Annotated in this window: 19 protein-coding genes; 2 read left to right on the top strand and 17 right to left on the bottom strand. The window is 68.8% G+C overall.

Features of this window, described 5'->3' with window-relative positions; all coding sequences use genetic code 11:
• Positions 1-76 precede the first annotated feature (76 nt).
• The 5 genes from V5D55_RS03405 to V5D55_RS03425 form a co-directional block, all read right to left on the bottom strand.
• Positions 77-1,018: an aldose 1-epimerase family protein gene (locus tag V5D55_RS03405; RefSeq protein ID WP_435747671.1), complete on the bottom strand. Its 942-nt coding sequence runs from the start codon at positions 1,016-1,018 to the stop codon at positions 77-79.
• Positions 1,018-2,532, bottom strand: coding sequence for an L-arabinose isomerase (araA, locus tag V5D55_RS03410; protein ID WP_435747673.1), 1,515 nt, complete (start codon positions 2,530-2,532; stop codon positions 1,018-1,020). Before araA ends, V5D55_RS03405 begins: the two co-directional genes overlap by 1 nt.
• A gap of 86 nt (positions 2,533-2,618) precedes the next feature.
• Positions 2,619-4,202 (bottom strand): xylulokinase, encoded by a 1,584-nt coding sequence (locus tag V5D55_RS03415; protein WP_435747675.1) that lies wholly within the window; start codon positions 4,200-4,202, stop codon positions 2,619-2,621.
• Complete coding sequence (locus V5D55_RS03420; protein ID WP_435747677.1) at positions 4,199-4,918, bottom strand: L-ribulose-5-phosphate 4-epimerase; 720 nt, start codon at positions 4,916-4,918, stop codon at positions 4,199-4,201. Before V5D55_RS03420 ends, V5D55_RS03415 begins: the two co-directional genes overlap by 4 nt.
• A gap of 234 nt (positions 4,919-5,152) precedes the next feature.
• Positions 5,153-6,163: a LacI family DNA-binding transcriptional regulator gene (locus V5D55_RS03425; RefSeq protein WP_435747679.1), complete on the bottom strand. Its 1,011-nt coding sequence runs from the start codon at positions 6,161-6,163 to the stop codon at positions 5,153-5,155.
• Positions 6,164-6,220: 57 nt separating this feature from the next.
• Between V5D55_RS03425 and V5D55_RS03430 the strand changes: the two genes are divergently transcribed.
• Positions 6,221-7,066 carry an NAD-dependent epimerase/dehydratase family protein gene (locus V5D55_RS03430; RefSeq protein ID WP_435747681.1) on the top strand — a complete coding sequence of 282 codons (846 nt, stop codon included), beginning with the start codon at positions 6,221-6,223 and terminating at the stop codon, positions 7,064-7,066.
• A gap of 45 nt (positions 7,067-7,111) precedes the next feature.
• Here the strand turns inward: V5D55_RS03430 and V5D55_RS03435 are convergent, their stop codons facing one another.
• From V5D55_RS03435 to V5D55_RS03490, 12 genes are all read right to left on the bottom strand, one after another.
• Positions 7,112-8,152 carry an ABC transporter permease gene (locus V5D55_RS03435; protein WP_435747683.1) on the bottom strand — a complete coding sequence of 347 codons (1,041 nt, stop codon included), beginning with the start codon at positions 8,150-8,152 and terminating at the stop codon, positions 7,112-7,114.
• A complete protein-coding gene (locus V5D55_RS03440) occupies positions 8,149-9,222 on the bottom strand; it encodes an ABC transporter permease (RefSeq protein ID WP_435747685.1) in 1,074 nt (357 codons plus the stop codon). The genes V5D55_RS03435 and V5D55_RS03440 overlap by 4 nt, the downstream gene beginning before the upstream one ends.
• Positions 9,219-10,826: a sugar ABC transporter ATP-binding protein gene (locus tag V5D55_RS03445; protein ID WP_435747687.1), complete on the bottom strand. Its 1,608-nt coding sequence runs from the start codon at positions 10,824-10,826 to the stop codon at positions 9,219-9,221. The genes V5D55_RS03440 and V5D55_RS03445 overlap by 4 nt, the downstream gene beginning before the upstream one ends.
• Before the next feature lie 87 nt (positions 10,827-10,913).
• Positions 10,914-11,918, bottom strand: a complete 1,005-nt coding sequence (locus V5D55_RS03450; protein ID WP_435747689.1) for a substrate-binding domain-containing protein — start codon at positions 11,916-11,918, stop codon at positions 10,914-10,916.
• A 188-nt stretch (positions 11,919-12,106) separates the two neighbouring features.
• Positions 12,107-13,651, bottom strand: coding sequence for a sugar ABC transporter ATP-binding protein (locus tag V5D55_RS03455; RefSeq protein ID WP_435747691.1), 1,545 nt, complete (start codon positions 13,649-13,651; stop codon positions 12,107-12,109).
• Positions 13,651-14,670: a LacI family DNA-binding transcriptional regulator gene (locus V5D55_RS03460; protein WP_435747693.1), complete on the bottom strand. Its 1,020-nt coding sequence runs from the start codon at positions 14,668-14,670 to the stop codon at positions 13,651-13,653. Before V5D55_RS03460 ends, V5D55_RS03455 begins: the two co-directional genes overlap by 1 nt.
• A gap of 69 nt (positions 14,671-14,739) precedes the next feature.
• A complete protein-coding gene (locus V5D55_RS03465) occupies positions 14,740-15,783 on the bottom strand; it encodes a LacI family DNA-binding transcriptional regulator (RefSeq protein WP_435747695.1) in 1,044 nt (347 codons plus the stop codon).
• Between the two features lie 112 nt (positions 15,784-15,895).
• Positions 15,896-18,559, bottom strand: a complete 2,664-nt coding sequence (locus V5D55_RS03470) for an immunoglobulin-like domain-containing protein (RefSeq protein ID WP_435747697.1) — start codon at positions 18,557-18,559, stop codon at positions 15,896-15,898.
• Positions 18,560-18,633: 74 nt separating this feature from the next.
• A complete protein-coding gene (locus V5D55_RS03475) occupies positions 18,634-20,808 on the bottom strand; it encodes a family 43 glycosylhydrolase (protein WP_435747699.1) in 2,175 nt (724 codons plus the stop codon).
• Positions 20,809-20,848: 40 nt separating this feature from the next.
• Complete coding sequence (locus tag V5D55_RS03480) at positions 20,849-21,106, bottom strand: hypothetical protein (protein WP_435747701.1); 258 nt, start codon at positions 21,104-21,106, stop codon at positions 20,849-20,851.
• A gap of 8 nt (positions 21,107-21,114) precedes the next feature.
• Positions 21,115-22,167 (bottom strand): WxL protein peptidoglycan domain-containing protein, encoded by a 1,053-nt coding sequence (locus tag V5D55_RS03485; RefSeq protein WP_435747703.1) that lies wholly within the window; start codon positions 22,165-22,167, stop codon positions 21,115-21,117.
• A 67-nt stretch (positions 22,168-22,234) separates the two neighbouring features.
• Positions 22,235-22,879 carry a hypothetical protein gene (locus tag V5D55_RS03490; RefSeq protein ID WP_435747705.1) on the bottom strand — a complete coding sequence of 215 codons (645 nt, stop codon included), beginning with the start codon at positions 22,877-22,879 and terminating at the stop codon, positions 22,235-22,237.
• A 407-nt stretch (positions 22,880-23,286) separates the two neighbouring features.
• Here V5D55_RS03490 and V5D55_RS03495 point away from each other — a divergent pair, with 407 nt between their 5' ends.
• Positions 23,287-26,247 carry an immunoglobulin-like domain-containing protein gene (locus V5D55_RS03495; protein ID WP_435747707.1) on the top strand — a complete coding sequence of 987 codons (2,961 nt, stop codon included), beginning with the start codon at positions 23,287-23,289 and terminating at the stop codon, positions 26,245-26,247.
• The last annotated feature ends 14 nt before the right edge of the window (positions 26,248-26,261 follow it).

The following is a 26,261-nucleotide window of genomic DNA, read 5'->3' on the forward strand; positions in this document are numbered from 1 at the left end:
CACCTTTCGAATCGCGCAAATAGTCGCCGCAGGGGCTGTTTTTCGACCATTCAGGCGATTCGAAAGAGCCTCCCGACTACACCGCCCGGATACGCCAGGACGCGGCGTGCGACGCGCCGGGCGCCAGCGTCACGAGATCCGTGCCGGAGTTGAAGGCGTCGGGCGGGCAGGTCATCGGCTCGACCGCGAGGCCGATCCGATGGATGTCGTCCAGCTCCGGGTTGTCGGCGGTGTGCACCTGCACCCAGGGGCACCGCTCGTCGAAGGTCATCGCCACACCGTTGCCGTCGTCGGTCGTCAGGCGCACTTCGGCGATGCCGTCGGTGCGCGCGAGGCCCGTGAACGCGTGGTCGATGAAGACGTCGTCGATCCGGCGAGCCACGCGGAAGTCCCACTCCGGATGCTGCGTCACAGGCTCGACTGCGACCGGGCTGAGCCGATCCGGCGTCACGGTCAGAACCTCGGATGCCGGAAGCAGCAGTGTCCAGTCATCGACCGGGGGCGTGACCGGGGTCCCTGAGCCTGTCGAAGGGCCCGCCACGAGATACGGATGCGGGCCGGTGCCCCAGGGCGCAGCATCCGCCCCGACGTTGTGCGCGGTCACGGTCTGCTGCAGGCCGTCCGCATCGAGGAGGTACTCGACCTCGACCTCCACGCGGAACGGGTATCCGAACTGCGGCTCGATCACCGCGGCGAGCACGGCACGGTCATCGAGCACCAGGCGGTCGGCGAACTCGGCCCAGGCCAACAGGCCGTGGAGGGCCTGGCCGCGAGCGGGTTCCGTGAGCGGCAGCTGGTGCAGGGCCCCGCCGAAGCCGTAGCGCCCGTCGACGATGCGGTTGGGCCAGGGCGCGAGCGTCGCGCCGCGGTATCCGGGACGCACCTCATCGGCGTCGAACGGCACGACGAGGTCGCGCCCGTCGAAGGTCAGCGATCGCAGCGACGCACCGACGCTCGCGATCACCGCTTCGTATCCGTGCGCGACGAGGCGCAACTGACGGCCGGACCGCGGCTCCATCAGAGTCCCTGCGCGAGACGGTAGTACGCCTGGTTCCAGCGGACCTGCTTCTGGAACTCCGGCAACGTGGTGGCGTCGTCGATCACGAGCAGCTCGACCTCCGCCATCTCGGCGAAGTCGCGGAACGCCTCGATACCGACGGCGGTCGACATCACCGTGTGGTGCGCAGCACCGGCGGTCAGCCAGGCGGCGGCCGAGGTGTTGAAGTCGGGCTGCGGCTTCCAGACGGCACGGCCGACGGGAAGCTTCGGCAGCGAGGCCCGCGGCGGCACGTTCTCGACCACGTTCGCGGTGAGGCGGAAGCGGTCGCGCATGTCGCTCAGCGCGACCACGACGGCGGGCCCGGGGTCGGCCGTGAAGACCAGGCGCACCGGGTCGTCCTTGCCGCCGATACCCAGCGGGTGGATCTCGAGCGTCGGCTTCGCGGTGGTCAGCGACGGCGACACCTCGAGCATGTGCGCGCCGAGGATCAGCTCGTCGCCCGGGGTCATGTCGTAGGTGTAGTCCTCCATGAGGCTCGCGCCACCGGGCAGACCCGCACCCATGACGTTCGCGATGCGCACCAGGATCGCCGTCTTCCAGTCGCCCTCGGCGCCGAAGCCGTAGCCCTCGGCCATCAGCCGCTGCACGGCGAGACCCGGCAGCTGCTTCAGCGCGCCGAGGTCTTCGAACGAGGTGGTGAAGGCGCCGAAGCCGCCCTCCTCGAGGAACGAGCGCAGTCCGATCTCGATCGCGGCCCCGTCGCGCAGCGACTGGTGACGATCGCCGCCCTTCCGCAGTTCGGGTGCCACCTCGTACAGCTCCTCGTACTCGGCGACGAGGGAGTCGATCGCGGAATCGGATGCTGCCGCGACAGCATCCGCCAGTTCGTTCACGCCCCACGTGTTGACCTGCACGCCGAACCGCAGCTCGGCCTCGGTCTTGTCGCCCTCGGTCACCGCGACGAAGCGCATGTTGTCGCCGAAGCGGGCGAGCTTGAGGTCGCGGGATGCCGCGAGGCCGGCCGCCGCGCGCTGCCAGGTGCCGAGCTCACGCCGCACCCGCGGGTCGGAGGCGTGGCCGACGATGGTCTTGCGCGGCACGCCGAGCCGCGTCTGGATGTACCCGAACTCGCGGTCGCCGTGCGCGGCCTGGTTGAGGTTCATGAAGTCGAAGTCGATGTCGGCCCACGGCAGCTCGACGTTCGCCTGCGTGTGCAGGTGCGCGAGCGGCTTCCGCAGCGCATCGAGTCCCGCGATCCACATCTTGGCCGGGCTGAACGTGTGCATCCAGGCGACGAGACCGATCACGCGGTCGTCGGCGTTCGCCTCGAGAGCGGTGCGCTTGATGGCAGCGGCATCCGTCAGCACGGGCTTCCAGACGATCTTGACCGGTACGTCGGGCGACTCGTCGAGCAGCCGCGCGATCTCCTGCGACTGGTCGGCGACCTGCGCCAGAGTCTCGGGGCCGTAGAGGTGCTGGCTGCCGGTGAGGAACCAGACCTCGTAGCCGTCGAGCGAAGTGGTGAGAGCCATGGGAGGTACCTTTCAGAAGGGATCGGTCACTGAGCGAGCGGCGAGCGTTGTACTGAGCGAGCGGAGCGAGTCGAAGTGACGAAGAGTCAAAGAGATGCGACGGCGGCGGCCTCGACGGCCAGCCCCGCCCGGTAGCGGTCGAGGTAGGCGGCGAATCCGGCGACGTCGGCCGGGTCGGGTTCGACGAGCGAGACGGATGCCGCGGCGAACACGTCCTTCTCGAGGTAGGTGCCGAGGTCGGCGGATTCGGCGTGCGCCAGGTACGACGCGAGCACTGCGATGCCCCATGCTCCGCCCTCGGACGCGAGCTCCCCGACGGCGACGGGAGCACCGAGCGCCCCGGCGAGGAAGCGCTGCGCGACCCCCGCCGTGCGGAACATGCCGCCGTGCGCGAACATCCGGTCGAGGGCGACACCCTCATCCGTCAGCACCTGCATGCCGAGAGCGAGCGTGCCGAAGACGCCGTACAGCTGCGAGCGCATGAAGTTCGCGAGCGTGAAGGCGCTGTCAGGCGTGCGCACGAAGAGCGGCCGTCCAGCGTCGAGTCCGGCGATGGGCTCGCCGGCCAGGTGGTTGTAGGCGATCAGGCCACCGGCATCCGCTTCGCCGCCGAGCGCCTCGCGGAACAGGGCGTCGAACACGGCGTCGCCGTCGAGCGGCTGCCCGGCCGCCGCCGCGAAACGGGTGAAGAGTCCCGCCCAGGCGGCGAGCTCGCTGGCGCCGTTGTTGCAGTGCACCATCGCGACCGCGTCACCCGCAGGTGTCGTCACGAGGTCGAGCTCGTGGTGCACCTCGGCCAGCGGACGCTCGAGGACGACCATCGCGAAGATGCTGGTGCCGGCGGAGACGTTGCCGGTGCGCGGGGCGACCGAGTTCGTCGCGACCATGCCGGTTCCCGCGTCACCTTCGGGCGGGCACAGCGGGATGCCGGGCTGCAGGGCACCGGACGGGTCGAGCAGCGCGGCCCCCTCGGGGGTGAGCGAGCCGGCGGCCGCACCGGCCGGGAGCACGGTCGGCAGGATCTCGGCGATCGGGCGGGGAAGACGGTCTGCGGCGTGCGCGGCGTATGCCTGCAGCATCCGCTCGTCGTAATCGCGCGTGGCCGAGTCGATCGGGAACATGCCCGACGCGTCGCCGACGCCGAGCACCCGCTCGCCGGTGAGCTTCTCGTGCACGTAGCCGGCGAGGGTGTTGATGCTCGCGATCTGCGGCACGTGCGGCTCATCGTCGATGACGGCCTGCTGCAGGTGCGCGATCGACCAGCGCAGCGGGATGTTCACGCCGAGCAACTCGGTGAGCTCCGCGGATGCCGCGCCGGTGTTCGTGTTGCGCCAGGTGCGGAACGGCACGAGGATCTCGCCCGCCGCATCGAAGGCGAGGTAGCCGTGCATCATCGCCGAGATGCCGATCGCGCCGAAGGTCGTGGGGCGGATGCCGTGCTGGCGCTCCGCGTCGGCGACGAGCTCGGCGAAGGCGGCCTGGAGTCCTGCCCAGACCTCGTCGATCCCGTAGGTCCACAGGCCGTCCTCGAGCCGGTTCTCCCAGGAGAACGAACCGGTGGCGAGTACCTCGGTCGCGTCTGAGCCGATGAGGCAGGCCTTGATCCGGGTCGAGCCGAGCTCGATGCCGATGCTCGTGCGACCCTCGCGGATGTCTTCGGGAGCGGTCATCGGCGGGTGTCCTGACTCTGGCCGTACACGTTCTGGTACCGGTTGAAGAGACTGTCGATCGCGGACTGCGGGATCGGGATCAGCGGGCCCGCCTCGCGGGCGAGGTGCACCGTGCGGGCGACGTCCTCGACCATGACCGCGGCCTTCACGGCATCCTTCGCGTCGGCGCCGATCGTGAACGGGCCGTGGTTCTGCATCAGCACCGCGCGGGAGCGGTGGCCGCTGAGCGTCTCGACGATGCCGCGGCCGATCGAGTCGTCGCCGATGATCGCGAACGGGCCGACCGGGATCGGGCCGCCGAACTCATCGGCCATGGCCGTGATCACGCAGGGGATCTCCTCGCCGCGTGCAGCCCAGGCGACGGCATAGGTCGAGTGCGTGTGCACGACACCGCCGACCTCGGGCATGTTCCGGTAGACGTAAGCGTGGGCCGCAGTGTCGCTGGACGGCGACCGGTCGCTGCCGGGTGTGCCGGGGATGACCGCGCCGTCGAGATCGCAGAGGATCATGTTCTCGGGCGCGAGGTCGTCGTAGCTCACACCGCTGGGCTTGATGACGAACAGGTCGGCGCCGGGGACCCGGCCGGAGACGTTGCCGCCGGTCCAGACGACGAGTCCGTAGCGGACGAGTTCGCCGTGCAGTCGGGCGACGTCGGCGCGGACGGAGGCGATGGCGGCGTCGACCTCGGGGCCGAACGCGGGGGCTTCGTTGCTCACAGGTACCTCGGTGCTCGCATCCGGCCACTGTGACCGGTCACAGAAGTGTGTCACGGGGTGCCGCAGGGCGTCAAGAGCGCGAGGCTCAGCGGTCGAGTGTGCACAATTCAGCAAGAACGGACGCGGACGCCCGGGCCGCCCCCGGAATTCCGCGGCGGACGACCGGCCGCGCCCGCGTTCTTGCTGAATTGTGCACGGCCGGCCGGCGAGACGAGGCCCGAGCGGGGTCGGCGATCAGCGCGGCGGGGCGACCGAGTCGCGGCTGATCAGCACCGGGGCCACGGGCGCCAGGTCCGCGGCCTCCGCGTCCGCGCCGCCGACGACCGCGGCGACCGCACGGCGCGCCAGCTCGTCGAAGTCCTGCCGGACGGTCGTGAGCTTCGGCCAGTAGAACGCGGCATCCGGGATGTCGTCGAACCCGACCACGCTGATGTCCCGGGGCACCGCGAGCCCGGCCTCGTGCAACCCGCCCAGCAGGCCGAGCGCCATCTGGTCGTTCGCGGCGAAGACTGCGGTGACCTCGGACGCGAGGATCGCCTCGACTGCGGCATACCCCGACCCGGCGGACCAGTCCCCCGCGATCACAGGGCCTGGCTCGATTCCGCGCGCGGCGAGCTCGGCCGCGAAACCCTCTGCCCGCGATTCCGCCTCGAGCCAGTCCGACGGTCCTGCCAGGTGTGCGATGCGGGTGTGCCCGGCGTCGGCGAGCGCGCCGACGGCCAGTCGGGCGCCGGCCGCCTGGTCGACCGAGAGGCCGCGCGCGCCGTGGCCGGCCGAGTGCAGTGTCACGACCGGCACGCCGATCCGCAGCTCGTCGAGCACGGCCAGAGTGCGGGCGTGCGGGGCGACGACGACGATGCCCTCGACGCCCTGCGTCACGAGGTGATCCACGGCAGCCACGACCGCGTCGGCGTCGGCCGCCTCGGCGAAGGCCGCGCTGACCCAGTAGCCTGCCTCCCGGGCGGATGCCTCGAGCGCCGCGATGCTGCGCGACGGGCCGTACTGCAGCGCGTCGGACGCCAGCACCCCGAGTGTGCGCGAGCGCCGGGTTCCCAATGCTCGCGCGGCGTTGTTCATCCGGTAGCCGAGTTCGGCCATCGCCGCGCGCACCCGCTCGAGCGTCTCCGGTGCGACATCGGGGTGATCGTTGAGCACCCGGGAGACCGTCTGCCGCGACACCCGGGCGAGGGCCGCGACATCGCGCACGCCGATCGTGCGACCTGGCGTGCTGCTCGACTCACTCACGCCGACGAGTGTACGACGGGCGCGCCCCGTCACCCGCAGCCGTGCCACTCTGGACACATGCGCATCGCTCTCACCGGATCATCGGGCAAGCTCGGCCGCGTCGTCGCACGGGAACTCCGTGCGAACGGCTACGAGGTCATCGGGATGGACGTCACGGGCGCCCGCGGCCCCGACTTCGTCCAGGTCGACCTGACCGACTACGGCCAGGTCGTCGACGCCTTCACGTCGGTCGGCGATCGGCACGACGGCATCGACGCAGTGGTGCATCTGGGCGCGATCCCCGCACCCGGCATCCGCAGCGATGTCGCGACGTTCCACAACAACATGCCGGCGACTTTCAACGTGTTCTGGGCGGCCGTGCGGCTCGGCATCCGTCGTATCGTCTACGCGTCGAGCGAGACGGTCCTCGGCCTGCCGTTCGACGTGCCGCCGCCCTACGTGCCGGTCGACGAGGACTACCCGGCCCGCCCGGAATCGGTGTACTCGCTGGTGAAGACGCTCGAGGAGCAGCTGGCGACCGAGCTCGTGCGCTGGCACCCCGATGTGTCGATCACCGCGCTGCGGTTCTCGAACGTGATGGTCCCGGAGGACTACGCCGAATTCCCCTCGTTCGATGACGACGCGCTCCGGCGGAAATGGAACCTCTGGGGCTACATCGACGCCCGCGACGGCGCCCAGGCGGTGCAGCGTGCGCTCGAGAACGCGGCTCCAGGCTTCGACCGGTTCATCATCGCGGCGGCCGACACCGTGATGTCGCGCCCGAACACCGAGCTGCTCGCCGAGGTGTTCCCGGACGTGCCGGTCAAAGGCGAGTTCGGCCCGAACGAGACACTGCTCTCGATCGACAAAGCCCGCCGCGTCCTCGGCTTCGACCCGCAGCACTCCTGGCGCGACCACGTCTGACCCGGCGCCCGGCCCGCTCTCGGAGCTGCACCCAGCCCGCCCCGGCTACTCCCGCTGGCGGCGGGTCACCGCCCGCTGCAGCAGCACGAACACGAGCAGGATGCCGCCGGTGATGATCGTCGTCATCTCGGGCGGTATGCCGCCATCGCGGGTGATCAGCACGTTCATGAGGCCCAGCACCAGCGCGCCGATCACCGAGCCGAGCACGTAGCCGTAGGCGCCGGTGAGCACGGTACCGCCGATGACGGCCGCAGCGATCGCGTCGAGCTCCCACCCGATGCCGGTGATGTTCTGCGCCGTCCCGAGGCGGGCGGTGTAAAGCACAGCCGCGAGTCCGGCGAGCGAACCGCTGATCACGTACACCAGCACCTTCGTGCGGTGCACCGGAAGCCCCATCAGCAGGGCCGAGCTCTCGGATCCGCCGATCGCGTAGACCGTCCGTCCCGTGCGCGTGCGGTGCAGCACGAAGAACGCCACGGCGACCACGAGCACCGCGATCACCACTGCCGGCGTGATCACGAGGTCGTTCACCTTCGGCCCGTCGACGATCTTCAGCTGCACGCCGATCCAGCGGATGGGCGAGTCCTCCCCCAGGCGCTCCGGCTTGGTGCTCAGCAGTGACGCGAGGCCGCGTCCGAGGAACATCATCGCCAGTGTCGCGATGAACGGCTGCACGCCGAAGTACCGGATCAGCACTCCGGAGATCACCCCGAACAGCGCCCCGATGCCGATCATGGCGACGATCACGGCGAACGCGTTCCATCCGGCGTTCGACAGCATCACTCCGGCCACCGACGACAGCGCGATGATCGAGCCGACCGACAGATCGATGCCGCCGGTGAGGATCACGAAGGTCAGGGCGACGGCGAGCACGACCAGGTGCGCGTTGTTGATGAGCAGGTTCGAGAGCGTGTTCGCCTGCACGATGCGACCGTAGGCGACCTCGCCGAACACGATCATCCCGACGAAGATGACCACCGACGCGATGGTCGGCAGCACCGAGGGGTTCGCTCCGATCATGCGGCGCACGCGGTCGAGCACGGTCTCCTGGGTCTGCGGTGCTCGCACCTCTGTCACGACGCTCATGCCGTCACCTCCTCTTTCGCGATGAGCTGTTCCGCAGGCGGCGCCTTGCGTCGACGGCGGAACCAGCTGCGCACGCGCTCGGACTGCAGCAGGCACAGGGCGACGATGACGATGGCTTTGAACGCCGGCGTCGCCGACGACGAGATGCCGAGGTACAGCACGGTCTTGTCGAGCGTCGCGATGAGCAGCGCCCCGACGAACGCCCCGCTGAGCGAGAACTTGCCGCCGGCGAGCGAGGCACCACCGATGACGACCGCGAGGATCGCGTCGAGCTCGAGCTGGTATCCGGTGCGCGAGATGTCGACGGTCATCACGCTGCCGACCGACATGATGCCGGCGATGCCGGCGAGGATGCCGCTCAGGATGTACGTCGTGAGCAGCAGCCCCTTGGGCTTGATGCCCGCCATCCGGCTGGCGCGCGGATTGATGCCGATGGCCTCGATCATGAGGCCGAGCGCGCTGCGCCGCACGACCCAGCCGACGACGAGCACGAGCAGCACGGCGAGGATGAAGACGACCGGGATGCCGATCACGAAGCCGTTCGCGATCCACCGGAACGGGTCGTTCGACGCGGTCGTGTTCTGCCCGCCGGTGATCACCTTGGCGATGCCACGACCCGCGAGCATCAGCACGAGGGTCGCGATGAACGGCTGCAGTCCGACATAGGCGACGAGGATGCCGTTGACCGCCCCGAGGATGCCGGTGATGACGAGTGCGAGCCCGATCGCGCCGAGCGCGGCACCGACGCTTCCCGAGTCGCCGGCGGCGCTGAGGAACTCCATCGCCACCGCGCCCGAGACCGCCATCAGCGAGCCGACCGAGAGGTCGATGCCGCCGGTCGCGATCACGAGGGACATGCCGATCGCGATCATCATCACCGGGGCCGCCTGGCGCAGGATGTCGATGAGGTTGCCGACGAGGTTGCCGTTGTTCGGGTTGATCGTGAGGGCGAGGTAGGTCGGGTCCTTGAGCACGTTCAACGCGAGGAGCGCGGCGATCGCCACGATCCCCCAGAAGAAGGGCTTGTGGATCAGGTCGCGCCAGATGCTGGTGCCGGCTGCGGCGGTCATCGCGCTGCCTCCTTGTCGGTCGTGAGGGCGATGCTATCCGGCACGACGCCGTCCGCGTCGTCGAGGGTCTCGGCTGCGGCATCCACGCCATGCGCGGCGATCACGTCGACGATGGCCTGCGCCGTGACATCCGGTCCGTTCTGGAGCTCGCCGATCTTGCGGTGGTCCTTGAGGACGACGATGCGCTCGGAGAGTCGCACCACCTCCTCGAGCTCGGACGAGATGAAGACCACGGCGACGCCTTCCTCGGCGAGTTCGGCGACCGCCTCCTGGATCTCGGCCTTGGCGCCGACGTCGATGCCGCGCGTGGGCTCGTCGAGGATGAGGAGTTCCGGCTTCGTGGCCAGCCAGCGCCCGAGGAGCACCTTCTGCTGGTTCCCGCCGGAGAGGTTCTTGATCATCCGCTCCGGGTCGGCCGGTCGGACGTTGAGCTGGGCGATGTACTTCTCCACGATCGCATCCTGCTCCTTGCGCGACATGGGCCGGGCCCATCCGCGCTCCGCCTGCACGGCGAGGACGATGTTCTCGCGCACGGTGAGATCGCCGATGATCCCCTCGTCGCGCCGGTTCTCGGTCGAGAAGGCGATCCGCCGCGAGAGTGCGTCGGCCGGCGACTTGAGATCTGAGGCGCTTCCGTGCAGCGCGATCGTGCCCTCGTCGGCCCGGTCGGCGCCGTAGAGCAGACGGGCGAGCTCGGTGCGACCGGAGCCGAGGAGACCGGCGAACCCGACGATCTCGCCGGGGCGGATGTCGAAGTCGGTCGCCTCGACGGCGCCCCGCCTGGCGATGCCGGATGCCGACAGCAGGGGCTTCTCCGCGGCGTCGCGGGGAGCGCGGCGACGGTTGCCGCCGAGCGACTTCAGCGCGTCGAGGTCTTTGCCGATCATCTTCGAGATGAGTGCGTGCCTGTCGAGGTCGCGGGTGAGGTGCTCGCCGACGTACTGGCCGTTGCGCAGCACCGTGAGTCGGTCGCTGATCGCGTAGACCTGGTCGAGGAAGTGCGAGACGAAGAGGATCGCGACGCCCTGGTCCCGCAGCGAACGGATCACGGTGAACAGGCCCTCGACCTCTGCGGCGTCGAGGCTCGAGGTCGGCTCATCGAGGATGAGCACCTTGGCCTTGATCGCCATCGCCCGACTGATCGCGACGAGCTGCTGGAGGGCGATGGACAGAGTGGAGAGGGGCTTGCGCGGGTCGAGCTCGCCGAGACCGAGGCGGGTGAGCGCCTGGGTCGCCGCCCGGTGCGTCGCCGTCCAGTTGATGCCGAATGCCCCGCGGATCTCGTGGCCGAGCATCACGTTCTCCCCGATGGAGAGGTTGGGGGCGAGGTTGACCTCCTGGTAGACCGTCGAGATCCCGGCATCCTGCGCATCGCCGGCGCCGGCGAAGCTGCGCTCCTGCCCCTGGACCACGATCGATCCGGAGTCGATGCGGTAGACGCCGGTGAGCGCCTTGATCAGGGTCGACTTCCCGGCCCCGTTCTCGCCCATGAGGGCGTGGACCTCTCCGGGGAACAGGCGGAAGTCGACGCCGTCGAGGGCCTTCACCCCGGGGAACTCGATCGAGATCCCTCGCATCTCGACGAGGGGGAGTTCTTCGTTCATCGCTGTATCTCCATCTGGGCGAGCCCGGATGATGCGCAGTATTCCGGCATCACCCGGGCTCACCGCCGGATCGCTCCGGCGTCTGATTCAGTACTTGCGGTCTGCGAGCACGGCCTTGGCCGCGTCCGCCGAGTCGAAGGCCTCGCTCGGGACGATGATGTACGACTCGACGTCCTCTCCGGCGAGCGCCTTCTCGACGACCTCCATGGCCGTCTCACCGAACAGCGGGTTGTACTCGTGCACGTAGCTGAGCTGACCGTCGGCGAGCGCCTGCATGGCGCTCTTGGTGCCGTCGATCGTGGCGATCTTGACGTCCGTGCCCACGACCAGTCCGGCTTCCTCGGCCGCCTGCGCCGCGCCGAGGCCCATCTCGTCGTTCTGTGCGAACACGAGCTGGATGTCGTTGTTCGCGGCCTTGAGCATGGTCTCGAAAACGCTCTTGCCCTCCTCGGCCGACCAGTTCGCGGTCTGCGCGTCGAGCTTCTTGAGCGACGAACCGCCGAGGCCCTCGTCGAAGCCCTCGTTGCGCTCGTTCACGACGCCGACGCCGGCCGGTCCCTCGAGGACGACGTAGTTGCCGCCTTCGGGGAACGTGGCGGCAGCCCAGGTGCCGACCTCCTTCGCGACCTCGACGTTGTCGGGCGCGATGCGGGTGACGTACAGGCTGTCGTCGTCGGGCTCGATGCCGCGGTCGAGCAGGATGACCGGGATCTCGGCTTCCTGTGCCCGCTTGAGCGAGTCCTCCCAGCCGGAGGCCTCGGTGGCCGACAGCAGAATCACGTCGACGCCCTCGTCGACGAACGACGTGAACGCGTCGATCTGCGACTTCTGGTCGAGGTTGGTGGCCGGCGCGTACTTGAGGTCGTATCCGGCATCCTCCGTGAAGGTGTCCTGGATGTTCTGCTCGTTGGCTTCACGCCAGGCTCCCTCGGGGCCGACGGCGACGAAGCCGACGGTGGTGAGCTCGTCGGAACCGCCGCCGTCGCCGCCGTCGCCGCCACTGCCGGCGGGCGAACAGGCTGCAAGGCCGATGGTGAGTGCGCCGGCTGCTGCCAGACCGAGCGCGATGCGGATGCGCTTCTTCGCGGACATGTTCTCCTCCTTGAGACGCCGGGGGTCAGACCGGCAACGGTGGACCTGACGTGGTCCGTTACGTGAGTGCAGGACGCTTGGTCGAGCGCCCTGCCGTGATGTTACCGGGAACAATCTGCGGAACACAACAGTCCGCGGAAAGTTCTCTCAAAGTCGTGACCGAGATCTCGTTACCGGTCACAGTCGCGTCACAATTCTCCGGAAGGTCCCCTGTCTGCGGCGATCATCTCGACGACAGTGTCGACCGTCACACCCGGACCGTTGCTGAGCTCGCCGATCTTCTCCCGGTCCTTCAGCACGATGATGCGATCACTCAAACGCACGACCTCCTCGAGTTCCGAGGAGATGAACACCACGGCGACGCCGTCCGCGGCGAGCTGCGTGATCCGGCGCTGGATGTCGAGCTTCACCGCGATGTCGATGCCGCGCGTCGGCTCATCGAGGATCAGCACGTGCGGGCGCACCGCCAGAGCGCGCGCCAGGAGGATCTTCTGCTGCGTGCCCCCGGAGAGCAGCTTCGCCGGACGGTCGAGGTCGGCCGCGTCCAGGTGCAGCACCTCCGCGTACGTGTCGACCAGCGCCGCGGCCTCCGAGGGCGACAGCGGCCGCGACCAGCCGCGCAGCGCCTGCAGGGACAGCACGATGTTCTCGCGGGCCGTGAGCTCGCCGATCACCCCCTGCGTCCGGCGGCTCTCGGTCGTCATGGCGATACGGCGCCGCAGCGCGACGGAGGGGCTGCGCAGGTCCACCATCGCTCCGTCGACCCGCATCTCTCCGCTGTCCGCCCGCACGGATCCGCCCAGAAGCGACGCGAGTTCCGTGCGGCCGGAGCCGCGCAGCCCCGCGAGACCGACGATCTCCCCGCGCTGCACCTCCACGTCCATCCGGTCCAGTTCGCCCCGACGACCGAGATCGGTCGCCTGCAGCACCGGCGAGGCGTCTGAGGCGTAGTGGTGCAGCTTCCGCTCCGACTTGAGGGCGCGGAGACTCTCGATGTCCTTGCCGAGCATCTGCGAGATGAGGTCGGCGCGCTCGAGGTCGCGGGTGGCGTGCTCCCCGATCCAGCGGCCGCCGCGGAGCACCGTCATCCGGTCGCTGATCGCGAAAGCCTGCTCGAGGAAGTGCGAGACGAAGAGGATCGCCACACCGCGTTCCCGAAGGCCCCTGATCACACGCATCAGGATGGCGACCTCGGCCTGATCGAGACTCGAGGTGGGCTCGTCGAGCACCAGGACCCGCGGATCGTCGACGACCGCCCGAGCAAGGGCCACGAGTTGTTTCTGGGCGGGTGAGAGCATCGACAGCGGGGTCTTCGGATCGAGGTCGTCGAGCCCGAGCCGGGCCAACGCGGCGGCGGCATCCGCCCTCGTGCGCCGCCAGTCGATTCCGAACATGCCCCGGCGCTCGCGCCCCAGCATGACGTTCTCCGCCACGCTCAGGTTCGGGCTCAGCTGCGTCTCCTGGAAGACGGTCGCGATGCCCGCGGCACGGGCATCCGCCACACCCGAGAAGCGGCGCTGCTCACCGGCGACGGTGACCGTACCCGCCACCGGAGCGCAGGTGCCGGTGAGCACGGCGATCAGTGTGGACTTGCCCGCGCCGTTCTCGCCCATCAGCGCGTGCACCTCGCCGGGGAAGAGGCGGAAGTCGACGTCGTCGAGAGCGCGCACGCCGGGGAATTCCACAGTGATCCCCGCCAGCTCGACCAGTGGCTGCGGGTCTGCAGGCGTCATCAGCGCACCTCACGAGGGGCTGCACTCGAGGCCCGCGGCACCAGTTCGGTCGGGATGCGGGTCAGCGGGGGGATCTCGCGCTGTTCCATCGCAGCGCGGAGCATCTCGACCACCGCACCACCCAGGGCGTGGAAGTCCTGACGCACCGTCGTCAGCGGCGGCAGGAAGTGGCGCGCCAGTGGCACATCGTCGAAGCCGACGACGCTGAGGTCGTTCGGCACCTCGAAACCCTTGTCGTGCAGTCCGTGGATGAGCCCGATCGCCATGTCGTCATTGGCGACGAAGACCGCCGTGTAGTCGGGCAGGCGCTTCAGCCCCATGGCGAAGTCGTAGGCGAAGTCGGCGGTCCAGTCGCCCACCACGATGGGCCGTTCGCGGATGCCCCAGGACTTCGCCCTGGAATGGAAGGCGCGTTCTCTGGCGCGCGCGTCCAGCCAGTCCAGGGGACCTGCGATGTGCAGGATGTCGCGGTGACCGAGCGAGACCAGATGGTCGACGACGAGCGTCGTGCCGGCGTGCTGGTCGATCGACACGGTGAGGAACGTGGGGTCGGCGTCGGCCTTGACCACCAGCATCGGCACGGTGAGCGAGATCCTGCGCAGCGCCGCCACGGAGGACGATCGCGGCGCGATCACGCACAGCGCGTCGACACCCTGCGTGACGAGGTTGTCGACGGCGTCCTGCGGGGTGAGCGCATCGCCCTCGTGCAGTGCCACGGCCGTGACCGAGTAGCCGGCAGCCCGGGCGGCGAGCTCGACGGCCCGCAGGATGCTGGTCGGGCCGAACGCCACCGGGCTCTCGATGATGACGCCGATGCGCCGGGTGCGCTGGGTCGCGAGCGCACGGGCGACGAGATTGGGACGGTAGTCGAGTTCCTCGATGGCCTCGAGCACGCGCCGCTTGGTGTCCGGCTTGATGTTCGGATGATCGTTCAAGACCCGCGAGACGGTCATATGCGAGACGCCCGCGATCACCGCCACCTGGCGGATGTTGGGCTTGTCCGAGCCGACGTTCACCATGCGCACCTCCGTCGGCCCCACCTCCGAAGATGTTACCGAGAACAGCTCTGGAGGCGCAATCGTCGCGCCTCAGTCGACCATCCGGAAGGGTGCTCGGGCGGGCGGCGGCGACGACGAGGCGCGCACCATGAGTTCGGGCTGGATGAGCTCGCGCAGATCGGATTCGCCGCCGTCGATGGCGATCAGCAGCTCGCGCATGACAAGTCGTCCGAGGGCCGCGAAGTCCTGGCGCACCGTGGTCAACGGCGGCAGATAGTGCCGCGCGTCTGGCAAGTCGTCGAATCCGACGACGCTGATGTCTTCGGGCACTCGAAGGCCGCGCTCGGCCAGACCGTGGATGAAGCCGAGCGCCATCTGGTCGTTCGCGACGAAGACGGCGGTGGCGTCGCCCAGTTCGAGAGTCCGCCCGAACTCGTATCCGGAGTCGGATGACCAGTCGCCGACGGCGAGGTCGCGCACCGGGAGGCCGTCGGCCTCCAGGCAGCTCCTCCAGGCCTCGGTCCGCGCCTTGGCGTCGAGCCAGTCCTGCGGCCCCGCGATGTGCAGGATCACCCGGTGACCGAGGTCGATGAGGTGGCGCACCGCTGCCGTCGCGCCCGCCCGCTGGTCGACGGCGACCGTGTGCATTCGCGCATCCGGCTCTTCCTTCACGACGAGCGTCGGCACGGTCGCGTGTCGCACGACATCCAGCGAGGAAGCCCGAGGGGCGATCACGCACAGCGCGTCGATACCCTGCGTCACGAGCTCCAGCACCCCCGCGTCGATGCCGCCTGCCTCGGCGTCACCGACGGAGAAGGCACTGACCGCGTATCCCTCCGCGCGCGCCGCAGTCTCCACTGCGCGAAGGATGCTGTTCGGACCGAACTGCTCGGGGTTGTCGACGATCGCGCCGATCCGCATCGACTTGCGTGTCGCGAGGGCGCGGGCGATCGAGCTGCGGGTGAAGTTCAGCTGCTCGATCGCATCCATGACGCGGTCCCTGGTCGATTCCCGGATGTTGGGGTGACCGTTGAGCACGCGCGACACGGTCATGTGCGAGACGCCGGCGCGATCCGCGACGTCGTAAATGCTCGGACGTGCCGAGTCGCCGGAGGGTGCCGAAGCGTTGGTCATTCTCCCCCTCCCGTGGCCGCGAACATCGCAAGACTACCCGGGCGGAAAGGAGGGGCGCCCTGAGCCGCGCTGGGCGATTCGCCCAGCGCGGCTCAGGGCGATGCAGCTGTACTCAGTTGCAGGTGCGCGGGTCGTAGAAGGTGCTTGCGGAGTACGAGGCGTCGCTCGCGGTGCCGTCGACGGCGACGGATGCCGCCCCGATCGCGCTCTGCCTGGTCGACACGGTCTGCGTCACCGTCTTGCCTGGCTGCACGCCCTTCACTGTCTTGACGCCGAAGGGCGTCGTGACGACGACATCGGCCACGCGGGTGTCCTGGTTCGTGACGGAGACGGCGAGCGAGGCCTTGCCTGCCACGCAGCGCGTGGTGACGGCCGAGCTCAGCTTCAGGTCGGGGTCGGTACCGACGCCCCCGAAATGGAACATCACGCGCTGGTACTCCTCCGCGGTGATCGGCACGATGCCGCCATGACGCTTCTTGATCGAGCCGAGGTCGACGTCGCTCGCCTTGTTCCAGACCGTGTTCGATGTGGAGGCGAGGTCGGTCGTGCGGAAGGGCACATAACCGCGCCCGGTCGCGTACTGGTCGGCGAGCAGCCCGTAGAGCTGCTGCGCGCCGGCGCGATCGTCGTCGTTGTACTGGAAGAACTCCGGACCCTCGAGGCAGCCGCCGGTGTAGTTCGTGCCGGCGGCGCAGCTGCCGCTGCCGTTCAGGATCGACTGCAGCGTGCCGACGAGCACCCACTGCTGGTCGGTGCCCGTGGCAGCCGGCAGTGCGGATGCTGTGGGGGCGGAGAGATTCTTCGATCGCTCGATGGTGATCTCGCCGTCTCCCGAGGCCCGGTAGTACCAGTCGCCGACCTTGATCACCGTGGTGTCGATGATGGAGTGCTCACGATCGATCCACTTCACCGGAGTCGAGAAGGTGCGGAAGTCGCGCGTGGTCGAGAGGTAGACGTCGACGCTGTCGCCGAACGCGGTGTTGCCGTCGGCACGGGTCGCCCAGTACACGTAGTACTGACCCGTGACCTCGTCCCAGATCGCCTCGGGCGCCCAGGCCATGCCGGCGTTCGGGATCTCTCCGGCGACGTCGGCGAGACGCGGCTCGGTCCAGTTCACGAGGTCGGTGGACTCCCAGATGACCAGCTCGGTCGACCCGTCCTCGGTGGCGTGGGCGTTGCCCCAGCCGCCGCGGTGGTAGATGCTCAGGTCGGTGGCGATCAGATAGAACCGGTCACCCTCCGGCGAACGCACCAGGAACGGGTCGCGCACGCCGCCTTCGCCTTCGCCAGCGTCGCGTTCGGTCGACAGCACAGGGGCACCCGCGGGGCGGGTGTCTGTGAAGACCTTGGCGTCACGGCTGGTGGCGAAGTAGATCTGCTCGTCGGACGCTGAGCCCTCCGTGCCGGTGAAGTGGGCGAAGATGTAGTCGGTCGTCGCGGGCATGTCGTACGACGCCCGGACCACGAGCGCGATGTCGCGGGTGGCGGTCTCGCCATCGATCGTCGCGGTGGCGGTCAGCGTCACCTTGACGTCGCCGCCCTCCGGACGCGTCACGATTCCCGGCGCGCTCTGCGCGGTGCCGGTCACGTCGACGATCGTCGGAGCGGAGCTCTGCCAGGTCAGCGCGGAGCCGTAGCGGGAGCCGGATGCCGGCAGGGTCACGTTCGAGCGGATGTCGTCGGCGTCCGCGATGCTGATCGCCTCGAGGTCGCGCTGGGCCTTGTCCGAAGCCGCGGGATCCTTGAGCACGGTCACCTCGAAGGTGCGGGGTGTGCTCTGCACTCCGCGCACGGCAGAGACCGCGGTGAGGGTGACGACGGTGTCGGACTCCGGCTGGGTGACGGTACCGTCGGGGGCGACGATGCCGGGCTCCGAGGAGCTCCACGTCACGCCACCGGCTGTGGGGAGAGTGAGGTTCGTCTCCACGGCGCCGAGGCTCTGTGCGTTCACGGCCGCCAGATCGATGGCGGCGACCGTCTCGGTCGCCGCGCTCGCGGCATCCGTCGCTGCGATCTCGGTCAGCGTCGCCGCCGGCAGCGCCTCCTCGTACACCCGGAATGTCGAGACCTTGCCCTGATACAGGGTGTCGGCGGGGTAGGCGCTCTTGCCGATGTAATTGGCGGTGTGCGTCAGCAGGTCGGTGAGGTTGACGCTCGAATCGGTCTTCTCGGCCACCTGCGAGCCGTCGATGAACAGGCGCAGGGTCGAGGTGGTTCCATCGGGATTCTTCGCGATGGTCGCGGCGACCGACTGCCACTGGCCCTCGACGAGCTTCGTCGCCGACGTGACCGTCTGCTCGCCGGACCAGTTCGTCTTGGTGATCGCGAGGCGAGGGGCGACGGGCTGGATGAAGAACTGGCCCTGGCCGCTCGACGGGGCGGCCGTGCCGCCGATGTTCCACAGGAACTTCGCGCCGGTGAGCGCTTGGGGTGATGTCTCGATGACGATCGTCGCCGCGCTCCGCCCGGACAGCAGGTCGCTCGGCATCGTCACGTGGTTGGCACCGGTGAACTGCATGTATCCGCTGTTCCAGTCGCCGCCACCGACCACCGTGGCGTCGTTGCCGTGTGTGCTCGCGTCGTGCACGGTGGTGCCGCTCGCCTCCGAGAAGTCGTACAGGGCCACGAGCGACGCCGGTTCGTCGGCTGCCGCGGCACGGACCGGCGCCGCGTTCGCCGCCACCGGAGCGGTCAACGCCAGGCCCCCCACCAGCGCGACGCCCAGTGCGCTTGCGATCACACGCCGGCTGTGGCCGCGCGTCCGTTCAGAACTCATCATCAGAACTCCTTCGTTCTTCGTGCATCGGTATGTGTGTTCGTCTCTCAGTGGTTCAGCCGCGAGCGCGTGGTTCAGCCGCAGGCGCGGGCCGAGTAGGACTCCGTGATCTCGGTCCTGCCCGATCCGCTTGTCGCGACCACCGTGGCGGAGCCTGCGTCGACCGACGCGAGCCTTGTGGAGATCGCCAGCGAAGACGACGTGCCTGGCTTCAGCTCTCCGAGGGTCTTCGTTCCGTACGGCGTGCTGATCGTCACACTCACCGGCGCTTCGTCCCAGTTCCCGGTCTGTGCGACAAGCGTCACCTTGCCGGCGGTGCACCGTGTGCTGAGCGCGACCTCGACATCCGGCCCCGTCGGCGGCAGCTCCACGGTCTGGGCCGCCACGCTCTCGAGCGTCGGGACGACCGGCTTCATCAGACCGTCGGCGCCGAACTCGAGCCTGTCGATGGTCGTCTCGCGGTTGTTGCCGTTGCCGTCGGGGATCGCGAACCGGTGATAGGCGATGTACCAGTCGTCCGTGCCGGGGACGTTGATGATCGAGCTGTGACCGGGGCCCTTGATGCCGAGGCTTAGGTCCTTCTGGAGGATCACTCCGCGATAGGTCCACGGCCCGTTCATGGTCGTCGCCGTGGCGTACCCGACGCGGTAGTTCTCCGAGCCGGTGTCGTCGATCGCGTAGGTGAGGTGGTACAGCCCGTTGCGATGGTTGAAGAAGACTCCCTCACGGAAATCGGTCAGCCCGGTGATCCGCTGGTAGCTGCCCGGTTTGATCGAGACCATGTCGTCGCCGAGCTCGGCGAGGACCGGCGATCCGTTTCCCCAGCCCAGGTACCACTTCCCGGTCACCGGGTCGTGGAACGCGGCAGGGTCGATCGCCTGACCCGAAGTGACGGTCTCGTTGTTGAGGATCATCGCCGTCGGCTTCGCGACGAAGGGTCCGTACGGGCTGTCCGCCACGGCGACGCCGATCGTCTTGCGATCCAGGCTCGCGTTGTGACCGCTGAAGTAGAAGTAGTACTTCCCGCCGCGTTCGATGATGGTCGGCGCCCACGCGTTGCCCGTCGCCCACGGCACGTTGCCGTTCGCACCGTCGAGCGTCAGGAAGGGCTGCTCGGAGCGGACCCAGTCCACCAGGTTCTTCGAGCTCCAGACATAGAACTCCTTGCCTCCCCACCCGGCGTAGCCGTCGGAGGTCGCGTAGATGAAGTACGTGTCGCCGAACACTGCGATGTTGGGATCTGCGTAGAGACCGGGCAGCACCGGGCTGTTCACCACTCGCGCCTCGATCGTCCAGGTCGCGGTCTCCCCTCCCTCGGCGGTGAGAGTGTAGGTCACCGGAGCGCCCAGGTCGACGACAGTGCCGGATGCCGGCGAGACAGCGACGCCGTCGGCCGCGCCGAACGTCGGTGCGAGCGCTGATACGTCCGTTCCCTTCGCCACCGGGAGCACGGCCGTGCGCGCTGTCGCGTTCACGATCGGAGCCAGCTTGAGCGCCGCAGGGTCGGCGAGCGAGACATCGATCAGCTGATCCGTGACGCCGGCGTTCCCCAGCACCTCGGTGGCCGACAGGGCCCGGTCGTAGATGCGCACATCGTCGAGCCATCCCTTGAAGTACTCGTCACCCGCGTAGAGCGACTTGCCGAGGTATCCGACGAGGTTCGTGCCGAGCTGCGCCACCGTCGTGCCCAGCGCGGCGTTCTCGCCGAGTTTCACCCCGTCGGCGTACACCGTCATCGTGGCGCCGTCGAAGACGACATCGATCCTGTGCCACTGACCGCTCGTCACAGTGCCGGTCACTGCGGACTCGTTCTGCCACGAGGACTGCGTGATCGCACTGCGCACGTCGGAACCGCGCACCCGGAGAAAGTGGTACTTGTTCGAATCCGCGCCGAACGCGAACGTGAAGAAGTTGCCGCTGGTCTTCTCGGACTTCACGTCCATCGACACGGTCATGGTGCTGCGCCCGTCGAAGAACCCGACGGGGAACGCGGCGAAGCCGTCGGCGGTGCCGTCCAGCCGCAACGCCTTGCCCTTCTCCGCGTCGGTGGCGATGATCGCCGTGCCGCTCGCGGTGAGGTCGGCTCCGCCGATCGAGTCCTCGAGGGTGCCGCCGTCGAAGGTGTATTCGGCGATCGGCCCCTGCTGCGCGTCCGCAATCGCCGGCTGCGTCACCGTCACAGCGCCTGCGGCGCCGAGGGCGAGCGCGGCGAGGCCCGCGATGGTCCGTCTGGTGAAAGTCTGCATCATTGCACTTCCTTCGGTATCCGGCAGCCGCCGGGTGTGAGGATCAGAGGCTGGACTGCGATGGCCCGCCTGGTCGGTTCCGCCTACGGCGGCGGATCGTCTTGACCGCCAGGAATGCGACGCCGGCGACGATCAGCACGATGCCGATGGCCAGCAGCATCCCTGGCACCTCGCCGCCCGTCGGGGGGAGCCCGCCGCACGACTCCAGGCACGCGCGCGGAAGGATCTCGACGTGGATGGAGACGACGCCGACCGTTCCGTCTGCGAGTTCACCGCCCTCGCGCTCCAGAGCTGCGATCACGGACGGATTCATACGCTCTCCGCCTGTGCACGGGATTCCCTGAGCGCCTGTTGACGGCCGCGTTCCACAGCTTTCTCGACGAGCCCGTCGATCCGCCGACGCGAGCGGATGCGGTTCCACAGCAGCGCGACGAGGAGGAGCGCGATGCCCACGATCACCAGGAGGTGCGGCCAGGGCATGGCCCAGACGAACGCGGTGGCGGTCGCGGCGGCGACGGCAGTCGCCTCGTCGGCCGACGAGGACACCACCGGCGCGACGGTGAGATCAGCGGCGAAGCCGAACAGCGGCCACACGTCATCGACGGCCAGCTCGTACGTCCTCTCCTCGCCCGGCAACAGTTCGCTGCGGCGCTCCCCCTCGGCGGGGAAGGCGATCGTTTGCCCTGCGACGTCGAGCGCGCCCTCGACCATCAGGCGGGTGTTGCCCGTGTTGACCACGGTGAACGTCGTCGCGATGTCGCCGGGTCGGAACGGGTTCCAGGAGAGCGAATAGTCGGTCTGCACCTTTTCGACGGAGAACGCGGGCAGCAGCGGCCCGGTGACCTGAGTCATCACCTTGAACCCGACGCGGCTCTCCACTCCCACCCCGGTGCCCTCGCCGTTCGTACCGGAGATCACGGACGCGGTGATCCCGGCCGCATGATCGCCGGGCTCCGCACTCTCGGGAACTGTCAGTGAGAACGGGACCACCGCTGTCGCTCCCGGTGCGACGGTGATGCTCTCCGGCAGTGTGATCCAGGTTCCTGCGGCCACCGACTCCTGATCGGAGCGGAGCATGTCGAATCGGCCATTCGCGTTGTAGAAGCCGTCGGCGGCGGAGAGACGGAAGGTGACCTGCTCGGCGCCGAGGTTGCGCACCGCCAGGTGGTCGTCGACGGTCTCACCCGGGTCGATGGCATGCTCCACGAACACCCGACCATCCGGCCCGGACGCGTCGGCCGGCGTCACCGACCACGAGATCGGCCCGTCGCCTTCCGCGGCGACCGCTGCGGCCGGTGCGCCGAGGAGGGCGAGCGCGGCCAGCGCGCTCACCAGCACCGAGCGGAATCGCACAGAGTTCATGGGGCTCCTGATCAGATGATGGGGGCTGGGCCGGTCAGCCGCACCCAGCCCCCAGTCGGGATGATGCTCAGAACGTGTCTTCGAAGAGCGACAGGGTCAGCAGCGACGTGTAGCTGCCCGGTGCGACGTTGACGTCGGTCTTGAGGACGAGGCCGGCGTTCGCGGTCCACTGCCCCGCAGCCGCCTGCGCCTCAGCCGAGTCCAACGCGAGCTGCAGCATCTCCTGGCCCACCAGGCCGACGTTGTTCGGCACCGGTGGCGTCGGGTCATCCTTCGACGTGGCGACCGCATCACCCGCGGTGACCTCGCCATTGCCGGTGGTCACCAGCGCCGGGGTCCAGCCGAGGTGGTCCGGTGTGATGTTCGGCTGCCCGGCGGCTCCGGTGAAGTCACCGGCCTGACCCGTGACATACCAGTACACGCCGGCCGGCACGTCGGTGCGGGTGTCCGTCACCGTCACGTCCGGCAGAGTGCCGGTGAACTGACGGTACGACGCCGTCGAACCCGTCTCGGTCAGCACCGACTCGGTGCCATCGACCGTCAAGCTCAACGCCCCACCGGCCACCGGAGCGATGTCGACCTTGACATCCACACCCGAACTGTCCTCCTCGTCCGGCCACGCTGCGAAGGCGGCGCTTCCGACACCCACCAGCAGCACTCCCCCGACGATGCCCGCAGCACAACGTGCCGCAGTTCCCTTGGTGATCTTCATGGTTACTCCCGTTCCTCGGTCGGCATCAGCCGAACCGAATCAGCGACCAGCCCCAGGCTGTCGGTTCGCTTCTCAGGCTCCGCATGCGACCTCGGTCGGCATCGTCGCCATCGTCGTGTTCCGTCTTTGGATCACGTTCCCGTCGCATGTTACCGGGAACAGGACCGGGTTTGGCAACCTCGACTTTCGCGTCGGGTGGAAAAGCTCTCGACATCCGCTGTTACCGGTAACCGGGAACCGTAGCACAGCCAGGTCGCGTTGCGCGAGGGGCAGTTTCGGCACTCCTGCGCTTGCAACAAACCCTATGTTTCCGCCATTGTGTCCGGTAACATTCCCCTACCCGCAGGCCGCGAACCGCACCGCAGCGTTCGCGAGTGCCCACCGTCGACGATGACAAGGACTTCCGCATGAGATCACCCGAAAACCGCGCCCGGCAGCTCCTCGCGGCGGGGATCAGCGTCGGGCTGGCAGCTTCGCTCTGCACCCTCGCCCCTGCCGCGTCGGCGGCCGACGTGCCCGTGCCCGTGCCGACGGCGCACTACGACATGTCCCACTCGGGCAGCACCCTGCTGGACATCTCCGGCAACGGCCGCGACGCGACGCTCACCGGATTGACCGACTCCTCGTTCACCGACGCCGATGGCGATGCGGTGCTGCGCTTCAAACGGGACGGGTATGCGGCGCTGCCGCAGGGCCTCGTGACCGGCACGGACAACTCCTTCACCGTGGAGTACACCGTCTCGGCCGCGACGTCGGGCAACCAGTTCGGCTGGGTCATCGGAGACGGCGTCGGAGCGTGGAACACCACCGCCCTCGGCAACCACGTCTTCGTGAATCCGCGCTCGTCCGAGGGTTCGTACAACGGCCAGATCCTCTCCGGCATCCGGGTCAAGACCGGTTCGAGCAACGGCGAGGTGCGCGTTCCTGCCGGCGGCGGCGTGAACCCCGGCTTCTCCACGATCACGATGGTGGGAAGCGGCGACCGGATCACGCTCTACCGCGACGGCCAGCAGATCTCGACGGTGACGCACGCGTACAACCTCTCCTCGATCGTGCCGACCGGCAGCACCCTCGGCTACCTCGGCCGCTCCCTCTACGCGCCCGACCCGCTGCTGCAGGCCGATGTCACCGATGTGCGCTTCTGGGACACCTCGCTCACCCCCGAACAGGTGACCGCGAGCATGCCCACCGCCGAGCAGAAGGCCGCCAGTACCGATGCCTTGGTGAGACAGGATCTGCCGGCCGTCGTGCGGGGCGAGAATTCCTCGCTGGACGCGGTCCGCAGCGACCTCGTGCTGCCCTCGTCCTCGAATGGCATCACCCTCACGTGGACGAGTTCGGACCCGTCCGTGATCTCCACCACCGGTGCCGTCTCCCGCACGGTCTCCTCCGACACGTCCGTACAGCTCACGGCAACGACATCGCTGGGCACCAGCATCGCGCTCACCGCCGTGGTCGTCGCGCCGTCGGCATCCGCCGATCTGGATGCCATCGCCCTCACCTCGCGCACCACGGAGAATCTCCCGCTGGTGACGACCGGAGCCGTGGACGGCTCGCAGATCAGCTGGACCTCGTCGGACGCCGCGCTGGTCTCCCCCACCGACCCCGGCTACGCGGCCCCGGCCGCCGGGATGTCCGACCCGTACCGCGGAGGCGGGGTCGTCAGCCGACCGGACTACGGAACGGGTGACCGCACCGTGACCCTCACCGCGCACGCGACGGCGGGCGGCACGACGCTCGAACGCGAGTTCACGGTCGCGGTCGCCGAGCACTCCCGCACCGCTCCGGATGCCGGGTACGCCGCGGCGTACTTCCGCTCCGACTCCGACGAGAAGATCTACCAGGCGGCGACCAGCGGCAACGACTTCTTCACCTTCTCTCCTGTCAACGGCGGTGCTCCGGTGATCACGTCGACCACCGACACCCGGGGACTCCGCGACCCCTACATCCTGCGCTCGCATGACGGCGACAAGTACTACATGATCGCCACCGACCTCTGCATCGGCTGCGGAACGGGGTGGGGACCGGCGCAGTCCGAGGGAAGCCTCAAGGTCGAGGTCTGGGAGTCCACCGACCTCGTGCACTGGGACAGGACCAACGGCGAGAACGCCGGCATCACGATCAACCAGCCGGCGGCCGGGATGACCTGGGCACCCGAGGCGTACTGGGACGATGACCTGCAGTCGTACGTCGTCTTCTTCGCTTCGCGGCTGTACTCGGATGCCTCGCACACGAACTCCGACAACCTGCACGCGCGGATGTTCGCCGTGCTGACGCGCGACTTCCAGACGTTCACATCCCCGCCTGCGACGTGGCAGGACACCGGGTTCGCGCGCATCGACTCGACCGTCACCAAGATCGGCGAGTACTACTACCGGTTCACCAAGAACGAGGACGGCGGAGCGGCCGGCCCTCTCGAGGCGGGCAAGGACATATTCCTGGAACGGTCGAAGGTGCTGACCTCGCCGACCACGATCTCGAATTGGAACGCCGATCCCACTCAGACCTGGCAGCTCACCGACACTCGGATGACGGGGCTGGAGACGGGTCAGGCCGGTGAGGGCCCGGAGATCGTCAAGCTGAACGCCGGCGACCCGAACAACGCCGACGGTGACGGCTACGTGTTCCTCGTCGACAACTACGGTGCCGGGGGCTACCGGGCCTTCGTCACCACCGGTGATGCGATCGCGTCGAGCGCCCAGGCCGATCGGCTCTCGAAGCGACCGGAGTGGAACGTGCGTCCGGCCGGCGGACTCCCGGCGAGCCCGCGCCACGGGGCATTCGTGAGCGTGCCGCAGACGGTGCTCACGGCGATGCACGACTGGACCTCGATCACGGCCGTCGGCTCCACGACGGAGCTCACGGTGAGCGGCCGCGAAGCCTCCGCCACGGTGACGGCCGCGGACGGCGGCGAGGTCGTGGGTACCGTCACGTTCTCGGGTGACGGCTGGACGACGTCTGCGACGCTCGCGGATGCTGCGGCGACCGTCACCGTGCCCGCCGGCGTGACCTCCGTCACCGCCACCTACGACGGATACGCCGACGGCGCCGTCGCGACCTCGACGTCGACGGTCGAGAGCGTGGCCGGCGACCTCGACCTCACCGCCTCGGCCGCAGTGCGCTGCGTCGCGGGCAAGGCGCAGGTCGTCGTCACCGTCCGCAACCTCGACACCGTGCGCGCCGACATCGTGATCAGCACGCCGTTCGGCACGAAGACCGTCGCCGTCGCCGCCGGCGCCGCCGCATCGACGTCGTTCCCGACCCGGCTCGCGTCGATCACGAGCGGCACGGCGACCCTGGCCGGCACCACTGCCGACGGACAACGCTACGACGGCTCCACGCCGATACCGCCCGGCGCCTGCGGCTGAATCCCCCGGACAGA

The sequence above is a fragment of the Microbacterium sp. PMB16 genome (assembly GCF_051294855.1).
In the GTDB taxonomy this organism is placed as follows: domain Bacteria; phylum Actinomycetota; class Actinomycetes; order Actinomycetales; family Microbacteriaceae; genus Microbacterium.